Annotated in this window: 14 protein-coding genes; 9 read left to right on the forward strand and 5 right to left on the reverse strand. The window is 64.4% G+C overall.

The features are described from left to right. The first annotated feature begins 90 nt into the window (after nt 1–90). On the forward strand, nt 91–1,329 hold the full coding sequence (gene aztD / locus ACFULT_RS21490; protein WP_378482410.1) for a zinc metallochaperone AztD: 1,239 nt from the start codon (nt 91–93) through the stop codon (nt 1,327–1,329). Nucleotides 1,330–1,527: 198 nt separating this feature from the next. Further along, on the forward strand, nt 1,528–2,538 hold the full coding sequence (locus ACFULT_RS21495; protein WP_206539348.1) for a diiron oxygenase: 1,011 nt from the start codon (nt 1,528–1,530) through the stop codon (nt 2,536–2,538). A 75-nt stretch (nt 2,539–2,613) separates the two neighbouring features. Here the strand turns inward: ACFULT_RS21495 and ACFULT_RS21500 are convergent, their stop codons facing one another. Next, complete coding sequence (locus tag ACFULT_RS21500; RefSeq protein ID WP_378482455.1) at nt 2,614–3,357, reverse strand: FadR/GntR family transcriptional regulator; 744 nt, start codon at nt 3,355–3,357, stop codon at nt 2,614–2,616. Between the two features lie 284 nt (nt 3,358–3,641). Here ACFULT_RS21500 and ACFULT_RS21505 point away from each other — a divergent pair, with 284 nt between their 5' ends. The 4 genes from ACFULT_RS21505 to ACFULT_RS21520 are packed head-to-tail and all read left to right on the forward strand — an operon-like array spanning nt 3,642 to nt 9,827. Then, nucleotides 3,642–5,723 carry a hydantoinase/oxoprolinase family protein gene (locus ACFULT_RS21505; RefSeq protein WP_378482411.1) on the forward strand — a complete coding sequence of 694 codons (2,082 nt, stop codon included), beginning with the start codon at nt 3,642–3,644 and terminating at the stop codon, nt 5,721–5,723. Then, complete coding sequence (locus ACFULT_RS21510; RefSeq protein WP_378482412.1) at nt 5,720–7,537, forward strand: hydantoinase B/oxoprolinase family protein; 1,818 nt, start codon at nt 5,720–5,722, stop codon at nt 7,535–7,537. Before ACFULT_RS21505 ends, ACFULT_RS21510 begins: the two co-directional genes overlap by 4 nt. 17 nt (nt 7,538–7,554) lie before the next feature. Beyond that, complete coding sequence (locus ACFULT_RS21515; RefSeq protein ID WP_378482456.1) at nt 7,555–8,721, forward strand: amidase; 1,167 nt, start codon at nt 7,555–7,557, stop codon at nt 8,719–8,721. Nucleotides 8,722–8,777: 56 nt separating this feature from the next. Continuing rightward, a complete protein-coding gene (locus ACFULT_RS21520; RefSeq protein WP_378482413.1) occupies nt 8,778–9,827 on the forward strand; it encodes a zinc-binding dehydrogenase in 1,050 nt (349 codons plus the stop codon). Nucleotides 9,828–9,881: 54 nt separating this feature from the next. Here ACFULT_RS21520 and ACFULT_RS21525 read toward each other — a convergent pair whose 3' ends face one another. The 4 genes from ACFULT_RS21525 to ACFULT_RS21540 all read right to left on the reverse strand — a co-directional run bounded on the left by ACFULT_RS21525 (nt 9,882) and on the right by ACFULT_RS21540 (nt 13,771). Continuing rightward, nucleotides 9,882–10,691 (reverse strand): ABC transporter ATP-binding protein, encoded by an 810-nt coding sequence (locus tag ACFULT_RS21525; protein ID WP_378482414.1) that lies wholly within the window; start codon nt 10,689–10,691, stop codon nt 9,882–9,884. A gap of 9 nt (nt 10,692–10,700) precedes the next feature. Beyond that, nucleotides 10,701–11,729, reverse strand: coding sequence for an ABC transporter substrate-binding protein (locus tag ACFULT_RS21530; RefSeq protein WP_019666719.1), 1,029 nt, complete (start codon nt 11,727–11,729; stop codon nt 10,701–10,703). 17 nt (nt 11,730–11,746) lie between these two features. Further along, on the reverse strand, nt 11,747–12,631 hold the full coding sequence (locus ACFULT_RS21535; protein ID WP_378482415.1) for an ABC transporter permease: 885 nt from the start codon (nt 12,629–12,631) through the stop codon (nt 11,747–11,749). Between the two features lie 114 nt (nt 12,632–12,745). Then, entirely contained in the window at nt 12,746–13,771 is a 1,026-nt protein-coding gene (locus ACFULT_RS21540) for a LacI family DNA-binding transcriptional regulator (protein ID WP_037138849.1), read from the reverse strand. Between the two features lie 204 nt (nt 13,772–13,975). Here ACFULT_RS21540 and ACFULT_RS21545 point away from each other — a divergent pair, with 204 nt between their 5' ends. The 3 genes from ACFULT_RS21545 to ACFULT_RS21555 are packed head-to-tail and all read left to right on the forward strand — an operon-like array spanning nt 13,976 to nt 17,159. Continuing rightward, nucleotides 13,976–15,133 carry a Gfo/Idh/MocA family protein gene (locus tag ACFULT_RS21545; RefSeq protein WP_094721125.1) on the forward strand — a complete coding sequence of 386 codons (1,158 nt, stop codon included), beginning with the start codon at nt 13,976–13,978 and terminating at the stop codon, nt 15,131–15,133. Further along, a complete protein-coding gene (locus tag ACFULT_RS21550; protein ID WP_378482416.1) occupies nt 15,130–16,311 on the forward strand; it encodes a dihydrodipicolinate synthase family protein in 1,182 nt (393 codons plus the stop codon). Before ACFULT_RS21545 ends, ACFULT_RS21550 begins: the two co-directional genes overlap by 4 nt. Further along, the gene (locus tag ACFULT_RS21555) at nt 16,308–17,159 is read left to right on the forward strand and encodes a sugar phosphate isomerase/epimerase (RefSeq protein ID WP_037105270.1); all 852 of its coding nucleotides are present in this window, start codon (nt 16,308–16,310) and stop codon (nt 17,157–17,159) included. The genes ACFULT_RS21550 and ACFULT_RS21555 overlap by 4 nt, the downstream gene beginning before the upstream one ends. Nucleotides 17,160–17,213 lie beyond the last annotated feature (54 nt).

Consider the following 17,213-nt stretch of genomic DNA (forward strand, 5'->3'; position numbering starts at 1 on the left):
CACACGCAGGTGAAAGTGCTTGTCACACATGCATTTGTGCGCACTATAGGCTTTGACAATCATTTGCATGTACCTGTACTTCTTTGGAACATGATGAACAACCGCACCACTCGATCGCTCGGCGCCGTCGTTGCGCTGGGCACCTCGGTTGCCTTGTTGGCAGCCTGCTCCTCTTCTTCCGATTCGACCGACAGTGAAACCAGCGAAAGCTCGGCCGCAGCTGCACCCGTGTCCAATTCCGCTGCGACGCCGCGCTTGACGGTCAGCTACGACGGCGGTGTCCTGGTCCTCGACGCTGCCACTCTCGAGACCGTCGACGACGTCACCGGTATCGACGGCTTCACGCGACTCAACCCCGCCGGCGACGGCCGCCACGTCTTCGTCAGTGGCTCAGGTGCTTTCACCGCACTCGATGCCGGCACCTGGACCTCGGGTTCGGAGCATTTCACGTCGACGCCGGCACTCACCGACGTCGAGTTCGACGCCACCACACCGGGGCACGTCGTCCGGCACGACGGCAAGACCGTTCTGTTCGACGACGGTACCGGCAAGGTCGAGATCTTCGAATCAGCTGCGCTGCTCGAGGGCGAGAAGCCCGAGACCGACACCTACACCACGCCCGAGGCGCATCACGGTGTCGCGGTGGAACTCTCGGATGGCGCATTGCTCACCACCCTCGGTAACGAGGACGAGCGCACCGGCATCGTCGTCCTGGACGCCGACCGCAAGGAAATCGTCCGCAACGAAGAGTGCCCTGGCGTGCACGGCGAGGCTGTTGCAGCCGACGAGACCGTCGTGGTCGGCTGCCAGGACGGTCTGCTCATCTACCGTGATGGTGCCATCACCAAGGTCCAGAGCCCGGACGCATACGGCCGCATCGGCAACCAGGCCGGCGACGAGGACTCACCGGTTCTGCTCGGCGACTACAAGGTCGATCCCGACGCAGAGCTCGAGCGTCCGACCCGGGTTTCGCTGACCGACACCGTGACTGGCGAACTCACACTCGTCGACCTCGGAACCAGCTACACCTTCCGCTCGCTCGGACGCGGACCGGCAGGCGAAGCGATCGTGCTCGGCACCGACGGTGCGCTCCACGTCATCGACGTGAACAGCAAGTCCGTCACGCAGACCATCCCCGTCGTCGACGCGTGGGAAGAACCGGTCAAGTGGCAGGAGCCGCGCCCCGCGCTGTTCGTTCACGAGGGAACTGCCTTCGTCTCGGACCCGGCGAAGAACTCGATCCACGCCGTGGACCTGTCCACGGGCGAGGTCACCCAGACGGGCGAGCTCGCCCACACACCCAACGAGCTGACGGGTGTGACCGGCTAGACCCTCGTAGGCGGCAACATCGGATGAACCATGCCCGGTGTCGGTGATCGATCACCGACACCGGGCATGTTCGTTGTCGAAAGACCCTTCCCATCCCGAAGAAGTGTGTGTAACTTTGGTTACCAGCAAGCATGATTGTTTCCGAGTGGATGGGCTGCCACCAGGCGTATTGCCGGTGACGGACGGGAAGAGGATCGCATGGTTACAGTTACCGGCAAGAGCACGTCACGTGCCGGCAGGTCTACCAGGCTTCCGGTCGAGACGTACCGCGAAATGCTCGATGTTCTGTCCGAAGGTTCGGTGCGCCGCAATTTCGACCCCTACCGAGACATCGACTGGGACAGCGAAGAGTTCCAGATGTTCTCGCACGATCCCCGGTGGATACTGCCGAACTACCATCCGCTCGGCGGGACTGCGTGGTACCAGCAACTTCCGCGCGGACGGCAGATCGAGATCGGACACCACATCCAGATCAACTCGGTCAAGGTAGGTGCCGCGTTCGAGAGCATCCTCATCCGCGGAATGATGCAGTTCATCATGAAGATGCCGAACAACTCGCTCGAATTTCGGTACTGCCTCCACGAGATCACCGAGGAGTGCAACCACATTCAGATGTTCCAGGAGTTGGTCAACCGATCCGGGGCCGACGTGCCGGGTATGCGCACCGACTTCCGCCTCGCCTCACCGACGATGGGCATGCTGGGCGCAGCGTTCCCCGTCGTGTTCTTCATCGGAATCCTCGCGGGCGAAGAGCCGATCGACCACTGGCAGAAGGAAGTCATCCGGCAGGGTAAGGACGTTCCCCCGGCCATGTTGCGCACCATGGAGATTCACATCGCCGAGGAAGCGCGTCACATCTCGTTCGCGCACCACTTCCTCCGTCAGCACTACCCGAACCTCGGCAGAATCAACAAGTGGCTCGTCTCGGTGTCGACGCCGATCATCATGCGCTGGCTCGCCGGCGTGATCATGGCGCCACCGCGCAGACTGGCCGCAGACCTGGACATTCCACGTTCGGTCGTCAAAGAGGCGTACTGGGGTGGCCCGGTGGGCAGCAACCAACTGCAGTCCTACTTCGGCGACGTCCGAATGCTGGTCGACGAAATCGGCATGACCAACCGCACCGCCAAATACCTGTGGAAGAAGCTCCGTATCGACGGCTCGGTCTCCCGATTCCGCGGCGAGCCGGACCGTTCCGCACTCGACTGAGCCACCGCGTATCGCGGCGAAACATCAGAGTTTTGCTCGAGCTCGTCACGGGCCACTCGCACAATCAGCAGATGATTACCGCAGGATGTCCATCTGGCGGTAGGAATCACCCAGGTGGTCGAGGTGCTTGCGCATCAGGTCCATCGCGCCCATGGAATCGCCGTCGGCGACGACGTCGAGAATCGCGCGATGGTCGTGGTCGACGCACGTCCAGAAACCGTCCGGGGCGTGGTCGCGGCCGAATCTGCCCGACAACACCCGGAAGACGGGTGCAGTGATCAACTCGAGCAGCGGGTTCTGGGCCGCGCGGAGCAAGACCAGGTGGAACTCCTGATTCTTGGTGAACGTCTCTGGACCCTGGGCGTCGGTGGGGTCGAAGATCGTCTCGCGTAACTGCGCGATGTGCTCGTCGGTGCGACGAAACGCGGCGATTCCCGCGGCCGGCACCTCCATCAGATTGCGCACCTCCATGAGCTGATCCACGGTCACGGTCTCCGCAGCTGCCATCAAGGCGACCCCCGTCTCCAGGTGGGCACTGATGTGCCCGACGGTGGGGGCGGAGACGAAGCTGCCGCCGGTGACTCCGCGCGTCGTTTGGATGAGATTCTGGCTGGCCAAAGATCTGAGCGCCTCGCGAATGGTGCTCCTGCCGACCCCGAACTCTGCGGTCAGCTCGGCATCCCCGGGCAGTCGTTGACCCGGTTGAAGTTCTCCCGACAGGATGCGCTCACGCAAGCGAGTGGCCAGGACTGCATACGCAGGTCCGCTTTTCGGCACCGTATCGGTCACGTCGAGGTCCTCACTGTCCGTTCGTCGCAGGGTCTGGTCGCAGGGTCTGGTCGCCGATGAGCGTAACCCGTGTGACGTGTACGTCCGGTCGAATCATCCGTTCTTTAGCGTCGGCACGCCGGATCGTACCGATGGAAGAGGCCCGTCCGGGCCTGTGCGGAGCAGAAACATCAGAGGTATTGCGTTCGCCGGGATCGGCAGGCACTATGACTCGTGTCACCTTGCATCAGTGATCCACGACACTCGCAGGGTCGAAAGAGCCTACTCAGCACCTCTCCGCTCCACAGTGGGCGCCGGCAGAAACGGAAGCTTTGATGAAACGAATTGGAGTCGATGTCGGAGGAACGTTCACCGACCTCGTGCTGTGGGACGACGACGGAACCGTCGTGGTGCACAAGACGCCGTCGACCAATCACGATCCCTCCATCGGCACCATGGACGGCATCGCCGTTCTCGCCGAACGAGCGGGGATCGATCCGTCGGAGATCGACATGTTCTTCCACGGTACGACCGTGGCGACGAACATCGTGCTCGAACACAACGGATGCGACGTCGGCATGATCACCACCGAAGGTTTCCGCGACCTTCTCCACATCGCCCGCAAGAAGCGCCCGCTCAATTACTCGAACTACCAGGACCTTCCGTGGCAGAAGTGGCAATTGGTGCCGCGCCGTAACCGACGCGTCGTGCCGGAACGCATCGATGCCGCGGGCGCCGTCCTGACTCCGCTCGACGAGGACGCCGTACGCGAGCAGGTGCGCCTGCTGAAGCAGCGCGGAGTGCAGGCGATCGCTGTCGCATTCCTGCACTCCTACCGCAACCCGACGCACGAGCAACGCGTCAAGGCGATCATCGCCGAGGAATTCCCCGATGTGTTCGTCTCCCTCTCCAGCGAGGTCGCACCGCAATACCGTGAGTACGAGCGCTTTTCGACGGCTGCGCTGAACGCATTCATCGGCCCGAAGACCTCCAAGTACATCGCGAACCTGGCCGGCAAGGCGCGGGATGCCCAGGTCGGCGAGGACGTTCACCTGATGACCTCCGCGGGCGGCCTCGTGACATCGCGCAGCGCGAGCGAGATCCCGGTGTCGCTGCTGACAAGTGGCGTCATCGCCGGTCTGCTCGGCGGATGCGCAATCGGCAAGGCGTCGGGATATCCGAGCGTCATCACCCTCGACGTCGGTGGCACCTCCGCCGACGTCGGCGTGGCACCCGACGGTGCACTGCGCATGAAACACCTGCTCGACACCCGCATCGGTGACTACCACGCCATGGTGCCGATGGCGGAGGTCGACACCATCGGTGCCGGTGGTGGATCCATCGCTGTCGTCGACGACGGTGGCATGTTCCGCGTCGGGCCGCGCAGTGCGGGAGCAGTGCCGGGTCCTGCCTGTTACGACCGCGGCGGCACCGAACCCACCTCGACCGACGCCATGGTCTCGATGGGCTGGCTGCGGGAGAACAGTTTCCTGTCCGGCACCATGGAAGTGAAGCCCGAACTCGCCCGTGAGGCCATTCAGTCCCACATCGCGGACAAGCTCGGCACCCCGCTCGACGAAGCGGCAATGGGTATCTTCAAGATTCTGGCGCACTCGATGACCGAGGCCATCAGCTTGCACTCCGTGCGCAAAGGGTATGACCCACGCGACTTCTCGCTGATCGCCGAGGGCGGCGCCGGGCCTCTGTTCGCCTGGCAGATCGCCGACCAACTCGGTATCCCTCGCGTGATCGTGCCGGGCCACCCTGGCATCACCTCGGCCGTCGGGCTTCTGACCACCGACATCCGTTACGAGGTGCCCACGACGGTGTGGACGACGTCGGCCGACCCGGACATCGAACTGGTCGCGTCGCAGATGGAACGATTGTCCCAACAGGCAATCGCGCAACTCGAAGCCGACGGCGTTGCGGCCGAGAACATCTCGCTCGAACGTAGCGTCGACTGTCGATACGTCGGCCAGGGTTACGAACTGCGTGTGCAAGCACCCGACGGTGCGATCGACGACGTGTGGATCAAGACCACCGCCGAGGCGTTCCACGAAGCCCACGGCCGTACCTACTCACAACGCTTCGACGACAAACCTGTTCAGCTCATCAACATCAGGGTCACCGGCGTCGGCGCGGTTCCTCACGTCCGCATCGCCGACATCGAAAAAGGCGGCGCCGACGCGTCGGCCGCGATCAAGACCACGACGCAGGCTCTGTTCTGGGCCGACGAGACAGCCAAACCCGAATGGGTGGAGACGCCGGTCTACGAGCGATCACTGCTGCTCGCCGGCAACACGTTCGACGGGCCCGCCATCGTCGAACAGTTCGACTCGACCACCATCGTCGGCATGAATCAGCGCGCAGAAGTCGACGCCGTCGGCCACATCATCATCGAGAGGAAATCCGCATGAGCAAGGCGCTGATGCCCAAGACCGGAGTGTCACTCGCCGGTGAGGCAACACGAACGTGGAACGACGTCGAGGTCGACCCGATCACGTTGCGTGTCATCGGTGGTGCACTGCAGTCCATGGCCAAGGAAATGGCGCAGGTCCTCTACCGAATGGCGTATTCGAGCCTCATCCGTGAGTCCGAGGACCTCGGCGCGGGCATCTTCGACGTCAACGGACGAGAGCTCTGCGAATCGGATTCCACACCCATGCACTGCGGTTCGATTCCCGCCTACATCCGCGGAGTCAACCGTCGGCTCGCGGGAACGTACAAGCCGGGCGATGTCATCCTGCACAATCATCCGTACCACGGGGCGGCGCACTCGCCGGACTACGGCGTGATCATCCCCATCTTCTGGCAGGGCGAGCACATCGGCTTCGCCGGCTGCACAGGTCACGTATCGGATGTCGGGGGAAACTTCCCGGGACTGTGCATGGATGTCGTCGACGTCTGGGCCGAAGGCAAACTCATGGACTCCATGAAGATCTACGAGGCCGGAGTTCGCAACGACTACCTGATCCAGCACATCCTCGACAACGTGCGCACGCCGGAGCAGAACCGCGGCGACCTCGAAGCCCTCATTGCCTGCTCTCGGATCGGGGAGAAGCGGTTCACCGAGCTACTGGAGAAGTACGGCCTCGACACCGTCATGAGTGCCGGTGAGCGGTGGATGGACTACTCGGAGAAGATGCTGCGGAACAAGATTCGGGAGATCCCCGACGGCAGCTACTCCGCGCCCATCGGCTACCTCGACGACGACGGCAAGAACCGCGGTAGACCGCTTGCGGTGGCCGTGCGAGTCCAGGTCGACGGCGAGGACATCCTCATCGATCTCACCGGGTCCAACAGTCAGGTGCCGACGGCGTTCAACGTCCCGTTCGAGGGTTCCGTTCTACCCGTGGCTGTCTCGGCCATCCGCACGATTCTGCTCGACGAGGACGTCACCGAGGAATTCGTGCCGCAGAACGACGGGTGCTTCCGGCCCGTCAAGGCATACGCACCCGAGGGAACCATCTTCAACCCGGACTTCCCGGCGTCGTGCTTCGCTCGTTTCTCCCAGGTCAATCGAGTGTTCGACTCGATCAACCTGGCGCTTGCACCAGTACTTCCCGATCACGCCGTCGCCGGTTCGTCCGCAGCGCTGTGTGCGATCGCGTACTCCGGGATCGCGCCGGACGGCGAATCCTATTGGGTCTACATCGAAATCAACGAGGGATCCTACGGCGGCCGGAACGGCAAGGACGGGATGGATGCCGTCGACGCGTTGATGGCCAACACCCGAAACAATCCGATCGAGGAACTCGAGCTCAATCACGCGATGCGGGCTCTGCGATACGAACTGCGTGACGAGGCCCCCGCTCCCGGGCGGTGGCGCGGCGGCATCGGCAGCGTACGCAAGTGGCTCATGGAGACCGACACGTTCCTCGGCTCGGAAGCAGACAATCGCTCCGACGCCCCGGCGGGCGCGCTGGGCGGTCACAACGGTGTGTCCGGATCCTTCACCCGCAACGCCGGGACCGATCGCGAGGAAGTGCTGTACTCCAAGGTCACTCAGGAAACCATCCGGGCCGGCGACACGCTCGAGATCAAACTCCCGTCGGGCGGCGGTTTCGGAAATCCATTCGAGCGTGACCCGTTCCAGGTGCTCAGCGACGTGTGGGACGAGTACCTGACCGAGGAAGACGCGCGCCGTGACTACGGTGTGGTCGTGAACACCGAGAACTGGACCGTCGACGAGGAAGCAACTGCGGGCCTGCGCGCCGGGAGCGCGGCCTGACCGATCTCGGCGCGGTCATCACCTGGTGTGACCGCGCCGGGTCAGGCACCGGCCCCGTGGCCGGGATGAGAATCGGCGTCAAGGACAACATCGATGTCGACGGGGTGGCCACCACGTGTGCATCGAGATTCTTCGACGGGCACGTGGCGAATCGCGACGCGGAGGTCGTCGCTCGACTGCTCGACGCGGGCGCTCGGATCACTGCGAAGCTGAACATGGCTGAGTTCGCGGTCGGAGTCACTTCGCAGAACACCGCGGCCGCCGTCCCTCGAAATCCGTGGGACACGAGCCGGGTACCCGGGGGCTCCAGCGGGGGATCGGGATCCGCGGTGGCCGCGGGACTCGTCGACGCATCACTGGGAACGGACACCGGAGGTTCGGTGCGGCTGCCGTCGTCGGCGTGCGGTGTCGTCGGACTCCGGCCGACCTGGGGAGCGATCAGCAACGACGGTGTGTTCCCGGTCAGCGAGGAGTTCGACACCGTCGGGCCGATGGCACGGACGGTCGACGGTGTTGCCCGGCTGTTCAGCGTCCTCGCCGACCACCCAGCATCGGCCGCAGCGACAACCCGGCGGATCGGTGTTCCCACCACGTTCTTCACCGACGACGTCGACAGCGGTGTCGCCGACGCCGTCCATGCCGCAACCCGAGTTCTGGAAACCCTCGGCTACGACGTCGTGCCGATCGAGATCCCGGGCGTCGCCGACGCTCAGGACATCGTCTACACCATCGTCTACTCGGACCTGGCGCACCGGCACCGAACCCGCGTGGACCGACAACCGGAACTGTTCCAGCCCGCGACACTCGAAAGAATCTCCCTCGGGCTGAGCATCTCCGATGCCCGACGGGCGGCAGCCGTCCGCGGTCGAACGGAGTATCGCACCGGACTGAAGAAGGTGTTCACGGACGTGGACGTGGTGCTCACCCCCACGATGCCGGTGGACGTTCCCCGCATCGACGGGGGAGACGACGTCGTCGCCCAGTCTCGCCGGATGGGTCAGTTCAGTTACCCCTGGTCTCTGCACGAGGGTCCGACTCTTGCTGTTCCCGTCGGATTCCACTCCCGCTCGGGTATGCCGGTGGGAATGCAGCTCACTGCCGCTGCCCACCACGAACAGCAGCTGTTCGGCATGGGTTCGCGCTATCAGGCGGTGACGGACTGGCACACCCGCTCACCCAGGTGAGCTGGAGCGTATGGTTGTAGATACTTTATGAAGTGTCTGCAAAGGAAGTAACCATCATGTCCGTGTTGGAAGCCCAGCGTTACGTCCGTGTCGTTGCTCCGCAGCAAGCGGAGACCGTGGACGAGGCACACGCACCCGAGCCGGCGGAAGACGGCGTGATCGTGGACATCAGGTACTGCGGGATCTGCGCGACCGACACCCACGGGTACTCGTCGGCTGCCCTGCCCCCGGCTGTGTTCGGCCACGAGTGGACCGGAACGGTCTCCGCGATCGGCAAGGACGTCACGACCGTTGCTGTCGGGCAGCGGGTCGTCGGCGGAGTGGGCCCAGCATGCGGGCGGTGCCCTCAATGCACGGCAGGACACGCAGCGCACTGTGATCTGGCGTTCGCCGAGGCCAACGGAATCACCGACGACGCACCGGTGCACGGCGGATTCGGCACCACGCTCACCGTCTCGGCCCGTCGCGTGGTCGCGGTGCCCGACGCGCTCACGGACGAGGAAGCCGCCCTCGTGGAACCGGCGACCGTGACTTTCCATGCAGTGAAGCGGACCGCCATGACGCTCGGATCGACCGTGGTGGTGCAGGGAGCCGGGCCCATCGGCTTGCTCACGGCGCAGCTCGCCCGCAACGCCGGTGCCGGCCGGGTGATCGTCTCCGAACCGTCACCGCATCGCCGCGAGCAGGCGACGCGGCTCGGGTTCACCGACGTGGTGGAACCGGCCGACCTCGATCGCGTGCTGCGCGGAGCAACCAACGGACTCGGTGCCGACGTTCTCTTCGAATGCACCGGAGTGGCAAGTCTTCTCCAGCCGTCGGCACAGTTGGTTCGTCGGGGCGGAGTGCTGTCGCTGCTGGGCTACCCGGGAACGGACTCGCAGGTGAGCTACGGCGATTGGCAGAGTCGCGAGCTCACGGTCATCGGATCGTTGGCGTACTCCCACGAGGACTTCGTCGGGTCGATGACCGCGATCGCCGAGAAGCGACTCGATGTCGCGTCTCTGCACACCGGCACGATCGGGCTCGGGGAGTTGACCGACATGTTCGTCGAGCTGGATTCGGGACAGAGCACCCACGCGAAGGTATTGGTAGATCCCCGCCGCTAGAGCCTTGTGTGAGTGGAAATGTGTCCTCCAGGACACATTTCCACTCACCTAGGGTCAGTCGGCGCTCGTCGTCGCGCCGAGGAGGTCGCGAACCCGATTGGCGACGGTGATGAACTCCGGCTGTTCCATGGTGGAGCTGTAATCCCGCTCGGCGGGGAGGTCGACGTCGAGGATTTCGACGATCCGGCCGGGCCGCGGGCTCATCACGACGACGCGATTGGCCAGGTACACGGCCTCGGCCACGGAGTGCGTCACCAGCATCACCGTCGTTCCGGTTTCGCGCCAGATGCGATGCAACTCGACGTTCATCTTCTCTCGGGTGAGCGCGTCGAGAGCGCCGAACGGTTCGTCCATGAGCAACACTTCGGGCTCGTGCAGCAGGGCGCGGCACAGCGAGACTCGTTGCTGCATACCGCCGGACAGTTCGTGGGGGAGTGCGTTCTCGAAACCGCTGAGGCCGGTCATCTCGATCAGCTGGTCGGCTTTCGCGGCTGTCTGCTTGCGGTTCATGCCGCGCATCTCGCCCTGCAGCAGGATGTTCTTGCGGACGGTCCGCCATTCCAGAAGTGCGGCGCGCTGGAACACGTAACCGATGCCCCGCTGCGGCCCCTTCACCTGCTTGCCGCGCAGGCTCACACTGCCGGAACTCGCATTGGTCAGTCCGGCAACAACTTTGAGCAGCGTCGATTTGCCGCATCCCGACGGTCCGGCGATGGAGACGAACTCTCCTTCTCCTACCGTGAGGTCGACATCGCTGAGCGCTGTCACGTCACCTCGTTTGGAGGAGAAGTGGACGCTCAGGTCGTCGACGGCAACTGCGGTGTCGGTCAGGACGGTTTTCGGTCGATCGAAGGTGGCGGTCATGTCCCTACCTCACTGCTCGGTGGTCGTGGTGAAGGTGGAATCCCAGTACTTCGACGGCTCGTCGGCGCTCTCGAGGAGGCCGGCGTCGGAGAGAACAGTGATCGTGGATACCCAGTCCTCTTCGGAGTTGACGCCCGGTGCGTTGCCCTCGGTGTTGGGGGTGGTGAGCAGCGGGATGGTTTCCTGCCACTGCTGCAGCAACACCGACTCGGGCGGGGTCTGCGGGTCCTTGCCGACCATGGAGGCCACTGCCGCCTCGGGGTTGGCGATGGCGGCTTCGAAGGACTCGGTGGTGGCGTCGACCATGGCCTGGACCAACTCAGGGGAGCGTTCGATGGTCGACTCGTTGGCGATGAGGCCGTTGCTGAAGAAGTTCAGGCCCGCGTCGGAGTACTTGAGGTACCGCATCTCGCGGCCACTCTTGTTCGCGATGTTGGGGCCCTGATCGTGTGCGAAGCCGATCAAACCGTCCACCTGGCCGGACAACATGGCGGCAACCTTGCCTGCGGAGTCGAGGCTCTGCTGGGACACCGAACTCTCCTCGACGCCGACGGCATCGAGATAGATGGGGAACGTGGTCGTCGGCGCATCGCCCGCGGAGACCGCGATGGTCTTGCCGGCGAGGTCGGCCGTGGTCTGGATGGGGCCGTCGGCGTAGACCTGGACGGCCGAGGGGGTGGTCTGCAGGAAGACGCCCACGCTCTTGATCTGTACGCCCTTGTCGATGTTGGACAGGACGGCCGCGGAGTCGGCCCAGCCGAAGTCGGTCTGGTTGGATCCCGCTGCCTGCGCGGTCTTGGTCGAGCCCTGGCCGGCGGTGATGGTCAGATCGATGCCGTGCTTGGCGAAGATCCCCTCCTGCACGCCGTAGTAGAACGGCGCGTGCTCGCCGTAGGGGTACCAGTTGAGCATCAGCGATGTCGCCGTGGTTTCACCGTCGGTGCCGGGAGCCTTCTCCTCGGCGCCGCCTCCGCTGCAACCGGCGAGTACGAGGGACGATGCGGCGGCCGCCGCGATGACGAGTTTTCCGAGTTTCATTCGATTTCTCCGATGTGTCAGACGGCGGACGCGGATGCAGTGGATCGACGCGACGCGTGCCAGGGGATGAGGAACTTCTCCGCGATCTCGATGATCATGAAGAGGATGATGCCGAGCGCGGACATGATGATCAGCGCCGCGAACAGCATTGCGGTGTCGATGTTTCCGTTCGCCTGGAGGATGACGTAGCCGAGTCCTTCGTTGGCTCCGACGAATTCACCGACGACCGCGCCCGTGACGGCGAGTGTCGCGGCGATCTTCAGGCCGGACATCAGCTGCGGCAACGACGCCGGGAACCGGACCTTGGCGAAGGTCTTCCATTTGCTGGCGCCCATCGTGGAGGTGAGTTCGAGGATCTCGGGGTCCACCGAACGCAGTCCGGCCATGCCGGCGATGACGATGGGGAAGAACGCCATCAACACGGCGACGAGGATCTTGGGGCTGGCTCCGAATCCGAGCCAGACGACGAACAGTGGTGCGATGGCGATCTTGGGAATGACCTGAGCGAAGAGGATGAGTGGATACATCGTCTTCTCGATGCTGGACGAGTAGATCATCAGTACCGCAACGGCTTCGCCGACGAGCGCGGCGATCACGAATCCGGCGATGGTCTCGTACGTGGTGACCCAGGTGTGCCCGGCGAGGTACGAGGCGTTGTCCGCCATCGTCGACCAAGTGTCGCTGGGCGACGGGAGGATGTAGGGCGCGACGAGTTCCGACTCGGTCACCGCCCACCATGCTGCTACCAGTACGGCCACGAGCGCGAGCGGGCGCCACAGTCCGGACCACGTGTTTCGGAAGGAGGGCAGAATGTTCTTTAAGCTCCGTCGATGATCCGTCGGCGCAGGGTGTGGTGCCGACGGCTCAGCGGAACGGATCTCGACCGACGTTGTTACCGCCATGAGAAGTCCTCGAGCTAGTAGTGGGCGGGCTACGACGCTCCCGCTGGAATGCGCTTTCCGAAGCTGAAGCGAATGTAGTGTGACCGCGCCCACACTGTCAAGAGTTCTTAAAGTTCACCTGGTCAGAGCGCTGCTCGCGCGCAGTACGACTGTCCCGGGGGCGTACTCGTGCGTGTCCTGCTCGCCGTCGAGAGCGAGCTTCACCGCACGCTCACCGATCTCCACGAGCGACAGGGCGACCGTCGTCAGGCTCGGAAAGTGATCCCGCAGCGTCGGGATGTCGTCGAAACCCGCGACGCAGACATCGTCGGGCACACGAAGGCCCTGGCTGCGCCACGCCGCAATGGCGCCGATCGCCATCACGTCCGTGACGGCGAAGACGCAGGGCGGCGCGGTCTCGGAGCCTGGATGCAGTTCCAGCGCCGCGGCGAGGCGTCGGGCAGCGCTGAATCCGCCGTCCCGTGAGAAGTCGCCCGCCACTTCGATTTCCGGGGCAAAGCCGTGCCTGGCCAGGGCGTCGACGAAACCGTTTCGCCGGTCCACCGACGTGCGGATGTTGCCGGGCCCGCCGATGATCGCGAACCGTCGGTGTCCCTCGCCGATCAATGCCTCGGCGAGTGCCGCCGACGCCACGAAGTTCTCCGGTTCGACGGCTGCGCCGAACGGTAGCGGTTGACCGATGACCACCACTTTTCCGTCGTTCTTTCGATACGCAGCGAACTCCTTCTCCAGATCTCGATCCAGGTCACCGCTCTGACGCGAGCCGGCCAGAATGATGGCGTCGGCGCGGTGCGAGATAAAGGTGCTGACCGACTGGCGTTCGATGTCGAAATCGCGCTCGGTGCTGGCCAGGAGGACCAGCTTGCCGGCTGCGCGCGCCTCGTTCTGCACTCCGCGCACGATCGAGGAGAAGTACGGATCCGCGACGTCGTGGACCACCAGCCCGATCAGGCCGGTGGAGGACCGCGCGAGCGCTTGGGCCTGGGCATTTGCCACATAGCCGAGGTCTGCCGCGGCTGCGCGAACCCGGTCTGCGACGCCTTCTCCCGGGATTCGCGAGGAGCCGTTGAGGACTCTCGACGCGGTGGCCTGGGAAACCCCTGCCGCCGCGGCCACGTCCTGCAGTCGCACTGCCGCCATGATCGATTCTCCTCGAGTTGCCGCTTGACCAACCGACGTGGACAGCATAGCTTGGAAAGCGCATTCCGAAGCTGACTTGTTCGCTCGACGCGTGTGGAACTTTCCGCCACACCGTTTCTGGAACCTTCCCGACGGCTCAGCCCGTCCCCTGCCCTGAACGTCCGTGCACATCTCGACGTCCCTCCTGAAGAACAGGCAACTGCTATGCCCAACCCCACTCGTACCCTGCGTATCGCCATGAACGGTGTCACCGGCCGCATGGGTTACCGTCAGCACCTCCTGCGTTCGATCCTCCCCATTCGCGAGGAAGGCGGCGTCCTTCTCGCCGACGGCTCACGCGTCCAGGTCGAGCCGATCCTCGTCGGTCGCAACGAAGCCAAGCTGCAGGAACTCGCCGCACTGCACGGCATCACGGAATACAGCACCGACGCCGCATCCGTTATCGACGATCAGAGTATCGACATCTACTTCGACGCCCAGGTGACCTCGCGACGGGCCGAAGCACTGGCGTCGGCGATGAAGGCGGGCAAGCACATCTTCACCGAGAAGCCGACCGCAGAGACCCTCACCGAAGCGATCGAACTGGCCCGCATCGCCGAGAACGCCTCCGTCACCGCAGGAGTCGTGCACGACAAGCTCTACCTGCCAGGGTTGGTGAAGCTCAAGAGACTGGTCGACGAGGGATTCTTCGGTCGAATTCTCTCGCTGCGAGGCGAATTCGGCTACTGGGTTTTCGAAGGCGACGGTCAGCCGGCGCAGCGTCCCAGCTGGAACTACCGCTCCGAGGACGGCGGCGGCATCATCATCGACATGTTCTGCCACTGGAACTACGTTCTCGAAGGCATCCTCGGCAAGGTCGAGACCGTCACCGCCAAGGCGTCGACCCACATTCCGACACGCTGGGACGAGCAGGGGCGCGAATACACGGCCACCGCCGACGATTCCGCCTACGGCATCTTCGAGCTCGAGAACGGCGTCGTCGCCCAGATCAATTCGTCGTGGGCGGTGCGGGTGTTCCGCGACGAACTCGTCGAATTCCAGGTCGACGGCACGCACGGCTCCGCAGTCGCCGGGCTGCGCACGTGCGTCGCCCAGCACCGATCCCACACACCGAAGCCCGTGTGGAACCCGGATCTCCCGGTGACGGAACCGTTCCGCGACCAGTGGCTCGACGTACCCGCGAACGCGGAGCTCGACAACGGATTCAAGCTGCAGTGGGAAGAATTCCTCCGTGACGTGATCGCCGAGCGACCGCACCGGTACGGATTGCTCTCCGCCGCTCGGGGAGTGCAACTGGCCGAGCTCGGTCTCCGCAGCTCCGCGGAAGGCCGCCGACTCGACGTTCCGGAGATCACGCTGTGACCGCGGTCGATCAGCGTGTGGCGATAGCGTTGCCGGGCAGAGGCATTCACACGCTGGGAGAGCCAGGGGAGTGGACACGGCCGACGAGCCCGATCGCCTCGCGCATCGTCTACGCCGCCGCGCACGTCGTCCCACGTGCCACCGGAGACAACACGCCCGGCGCACTCGCGGATATCGACTGGGACGCAACGCTTGCCTACCGTCGCGAACTCTGGTCCTACGGACTCGGCGTTGCCGACGCCATGGACACAGCCCAGCGCGGGATGGGGTTGGACTGGGCCGCGACCGCGGAGCTGATCAGGCGTTCGGGTGCGGAAGCAGCACAGGTCGGTGGACTGCTGGCCTGCGGTGCCGGAACGGACCAACTGGACCTCGACGCCGTGCCGACGGGTCGAGCCGGGCTCGAGATGGTCCTGGACGCCTATCGCGAGCAGATCGCCGTCGTCACCGAAGCGGGTGCCAACGTCATCGTCATGGCCTCCCGCGCTCTCGCCAAAGTCGCGGCGTCACCGGACGACTACCGCTACGTCTACTCCACGTTGCTTCGCGAAGTCGATCGGCCCGTCATCCTGCACTGGCTGGGTATTATGTTCGACCCGGCACTCGCCGGCTACTGGGGAAGCGTCGACATCGACGAGGCCACCTCGGTGTTCCGCGGACTCGTCGACGAGCACGCGGACAAGGTCGACGGCGTCAAGGTCTCCCTGCTCGACGCACAGCACGAGATCGCCTTGCGCCGATCACTACCGTCGGGCGTGCGGTTGTACACCGGAGACGACTTCAACTACCCGGAGTTGATCATCGGCGACGAGCACGGCCACTCCGACGCTTTGCTCGGCATCTTCGCCGGCATCTACCCCGCGGCGTCGACGGCCCTGCAGGAACTCGACCGCGGCAATACCGTCCGTGCAGAGGAGATCCTGCGCTCGACGCAGGAGCTGGGACGCCACATCTTCTCCGCGCCCACCTATTACTACAAGACCGGTATTGCCTTCCTGTCCTGGCTGCGCGGAAAACAACCGGGGTTCTCGATGGTCGGGGGCTTGGCGTCGGGCCGAAGCGTCGAACATCTGACGCAGTTGTTCGTCCTGGCCGACAGGGCAGGTCTGCTCGACGATCCCTCGTTGGCCGTGCACCGAATGGAGCTGTTCCTGGAACTGAACGGAGTCACGTCGTGACGCTTGCCTGCTACGACCTCGACAACCCCTACGCTGCATTGTCTTTGAACACCAAGACGGTCAACAGGTGGACCTTGAAGGAAGCGGTCGACGGCGCCGCTCGCGCCGGACTCGGCGCCGTCGGCCCATGGCGAGACCGCGTACACGAAGTCGGTGTGGCGCAGGCTGCCAAGCTGGTGTCCGACGCAGGCCTGCGCGTATCGAGCCTGTGCCGAGGCGGATTTCTGACCGCCCTCGACGACGACGGGCTCGACGACAACCGCCGAGCACTCGACGAGGCCGCAGAACTCGGAGCGCCGGAACTGGTCATGGTGATGGGAGGAATCCCGGACAAGGACCTGATCGGCGCCCGCGCACGCGTCGAAGATCGCCTGGCCCAGTTGGTTCCGTACGCCCGCGAGCGGGGAGTGCGAATAGCGCTCGAACCGCTGCATCCGATGTATGTTGCCGATCGCGCCGTCATCTCCACTCTGGGACAGGCACTGTCCATGGCCGAACCCCACCCGGCCGAGGCAGTCGGCGTCGTCGTCGACACCTTCCACATCTGGTGGGATCCGGACCTGGACGAGCTGATCCGCACCGCGGGACGACGTGGCCGCATCAGCTCCTACCAGGTATGCGACTGGCTGGTGCCGATGGAAGCCGACCCACTGCTCTCCCGCGGAATGATGGGTGACGGCGTCATCGACTTCACGACCATCGGCACCTGGGTACGCGAGGCAGGCTACCGCGGCGACGTCGAAGTCGAGATCTTCAACACCGCAGTCTGGGACACCGACTGCGACCTGGTCGTCGACACGATGAAACAGCGCTACCGCGACCTGGTGCTACCGGCTCTCGTGGGATGAGCGTGGACGGGGATCGCCGTGAACTGGCCTACAGTTGTCGGCGATACCCGGTCA

This window comes from Rhodococcus sp. NPDC057297 (genome assembly GCF_042667435.1).
Lineage (GTDB): Bacteria > Actinomycetota > Actinomycetes > Mycobacteriales > Mycobacteriaceae > Rhodococcoides.

Bases quoted from the DNA above. Each gene is read 5' to 3' on its own strand.
- ACFULT_RS21530 (WP_019666719.1), bottom strand. From the start codon at position 11,729: ATGAAACTCGGAAAACTCGTCATCGCGGCGGCCGCCGCATCGTCCCTC.
- ACFULT_RS21505 (WP_378482411.1), top strand. From the start codon at position 3,642: ATGAAACGAATTGGAGTCGATGTCGGAGGAACGTTCACCGACCTCGTG.
- ACFULT_RS21495 (WP_206539348.1), top strand. From the start codon at position 1,528: ATGGTTACAGTTACCGGCAAGAGCACGTCACGTGCCGGCAGGTCTACC.
- aztD (WP_378482410.1), top strand. From the start codon at position 91: ATGATGAACAACCGCACCACTCGATCGCTCGGCGCCGTCGTTGCGCTG.
- ACFULT_RS21540 (WP_037138849.1), bottom strand. From the start codon at position 13,771: ATGGCGGCAGTGCGACTGCAGGACGTGGCCGCGGCGGCAGGGGTTTCC.
- ACFULT_RS21510 (WP_378482412.1), top strand. From the start codon at position 5,720: ATGAGCAAGGCGCTGATGCCCAAGACCGGAGTGTCACTCGCCGGTGAG.
- ACFULT_RS21520 (WP_378482413.1), top strand. From the start codon at position 8,778: ATGTCCGTGTTGGAAGCCCAGCGTTACGTCCGTGTCGTTGCTCCGCAG.
- ACFULT_RS21525 (WP_378482414.1), bottom strand. From the start codon at position 10,691: ATGACCGCCACCTTCGATCGACCGAAAACCGTCCTGACCGACACCGCA.
- ACFULT_RS21535 (WP_378482415.1), bottom strand. From the start codon at position 12,631: ATGGCGGTAACAACGTCGGTCGAGATCCGTTCCGCTGAGCCGTCGGCA.
- ACFULT_RS21545 (WP_094721125.1), top strand. From the start codon at position 13,976: ATGCCCAACCCCACTCGTACCCTGCGTATCGCCATGAACGGTGTCACC.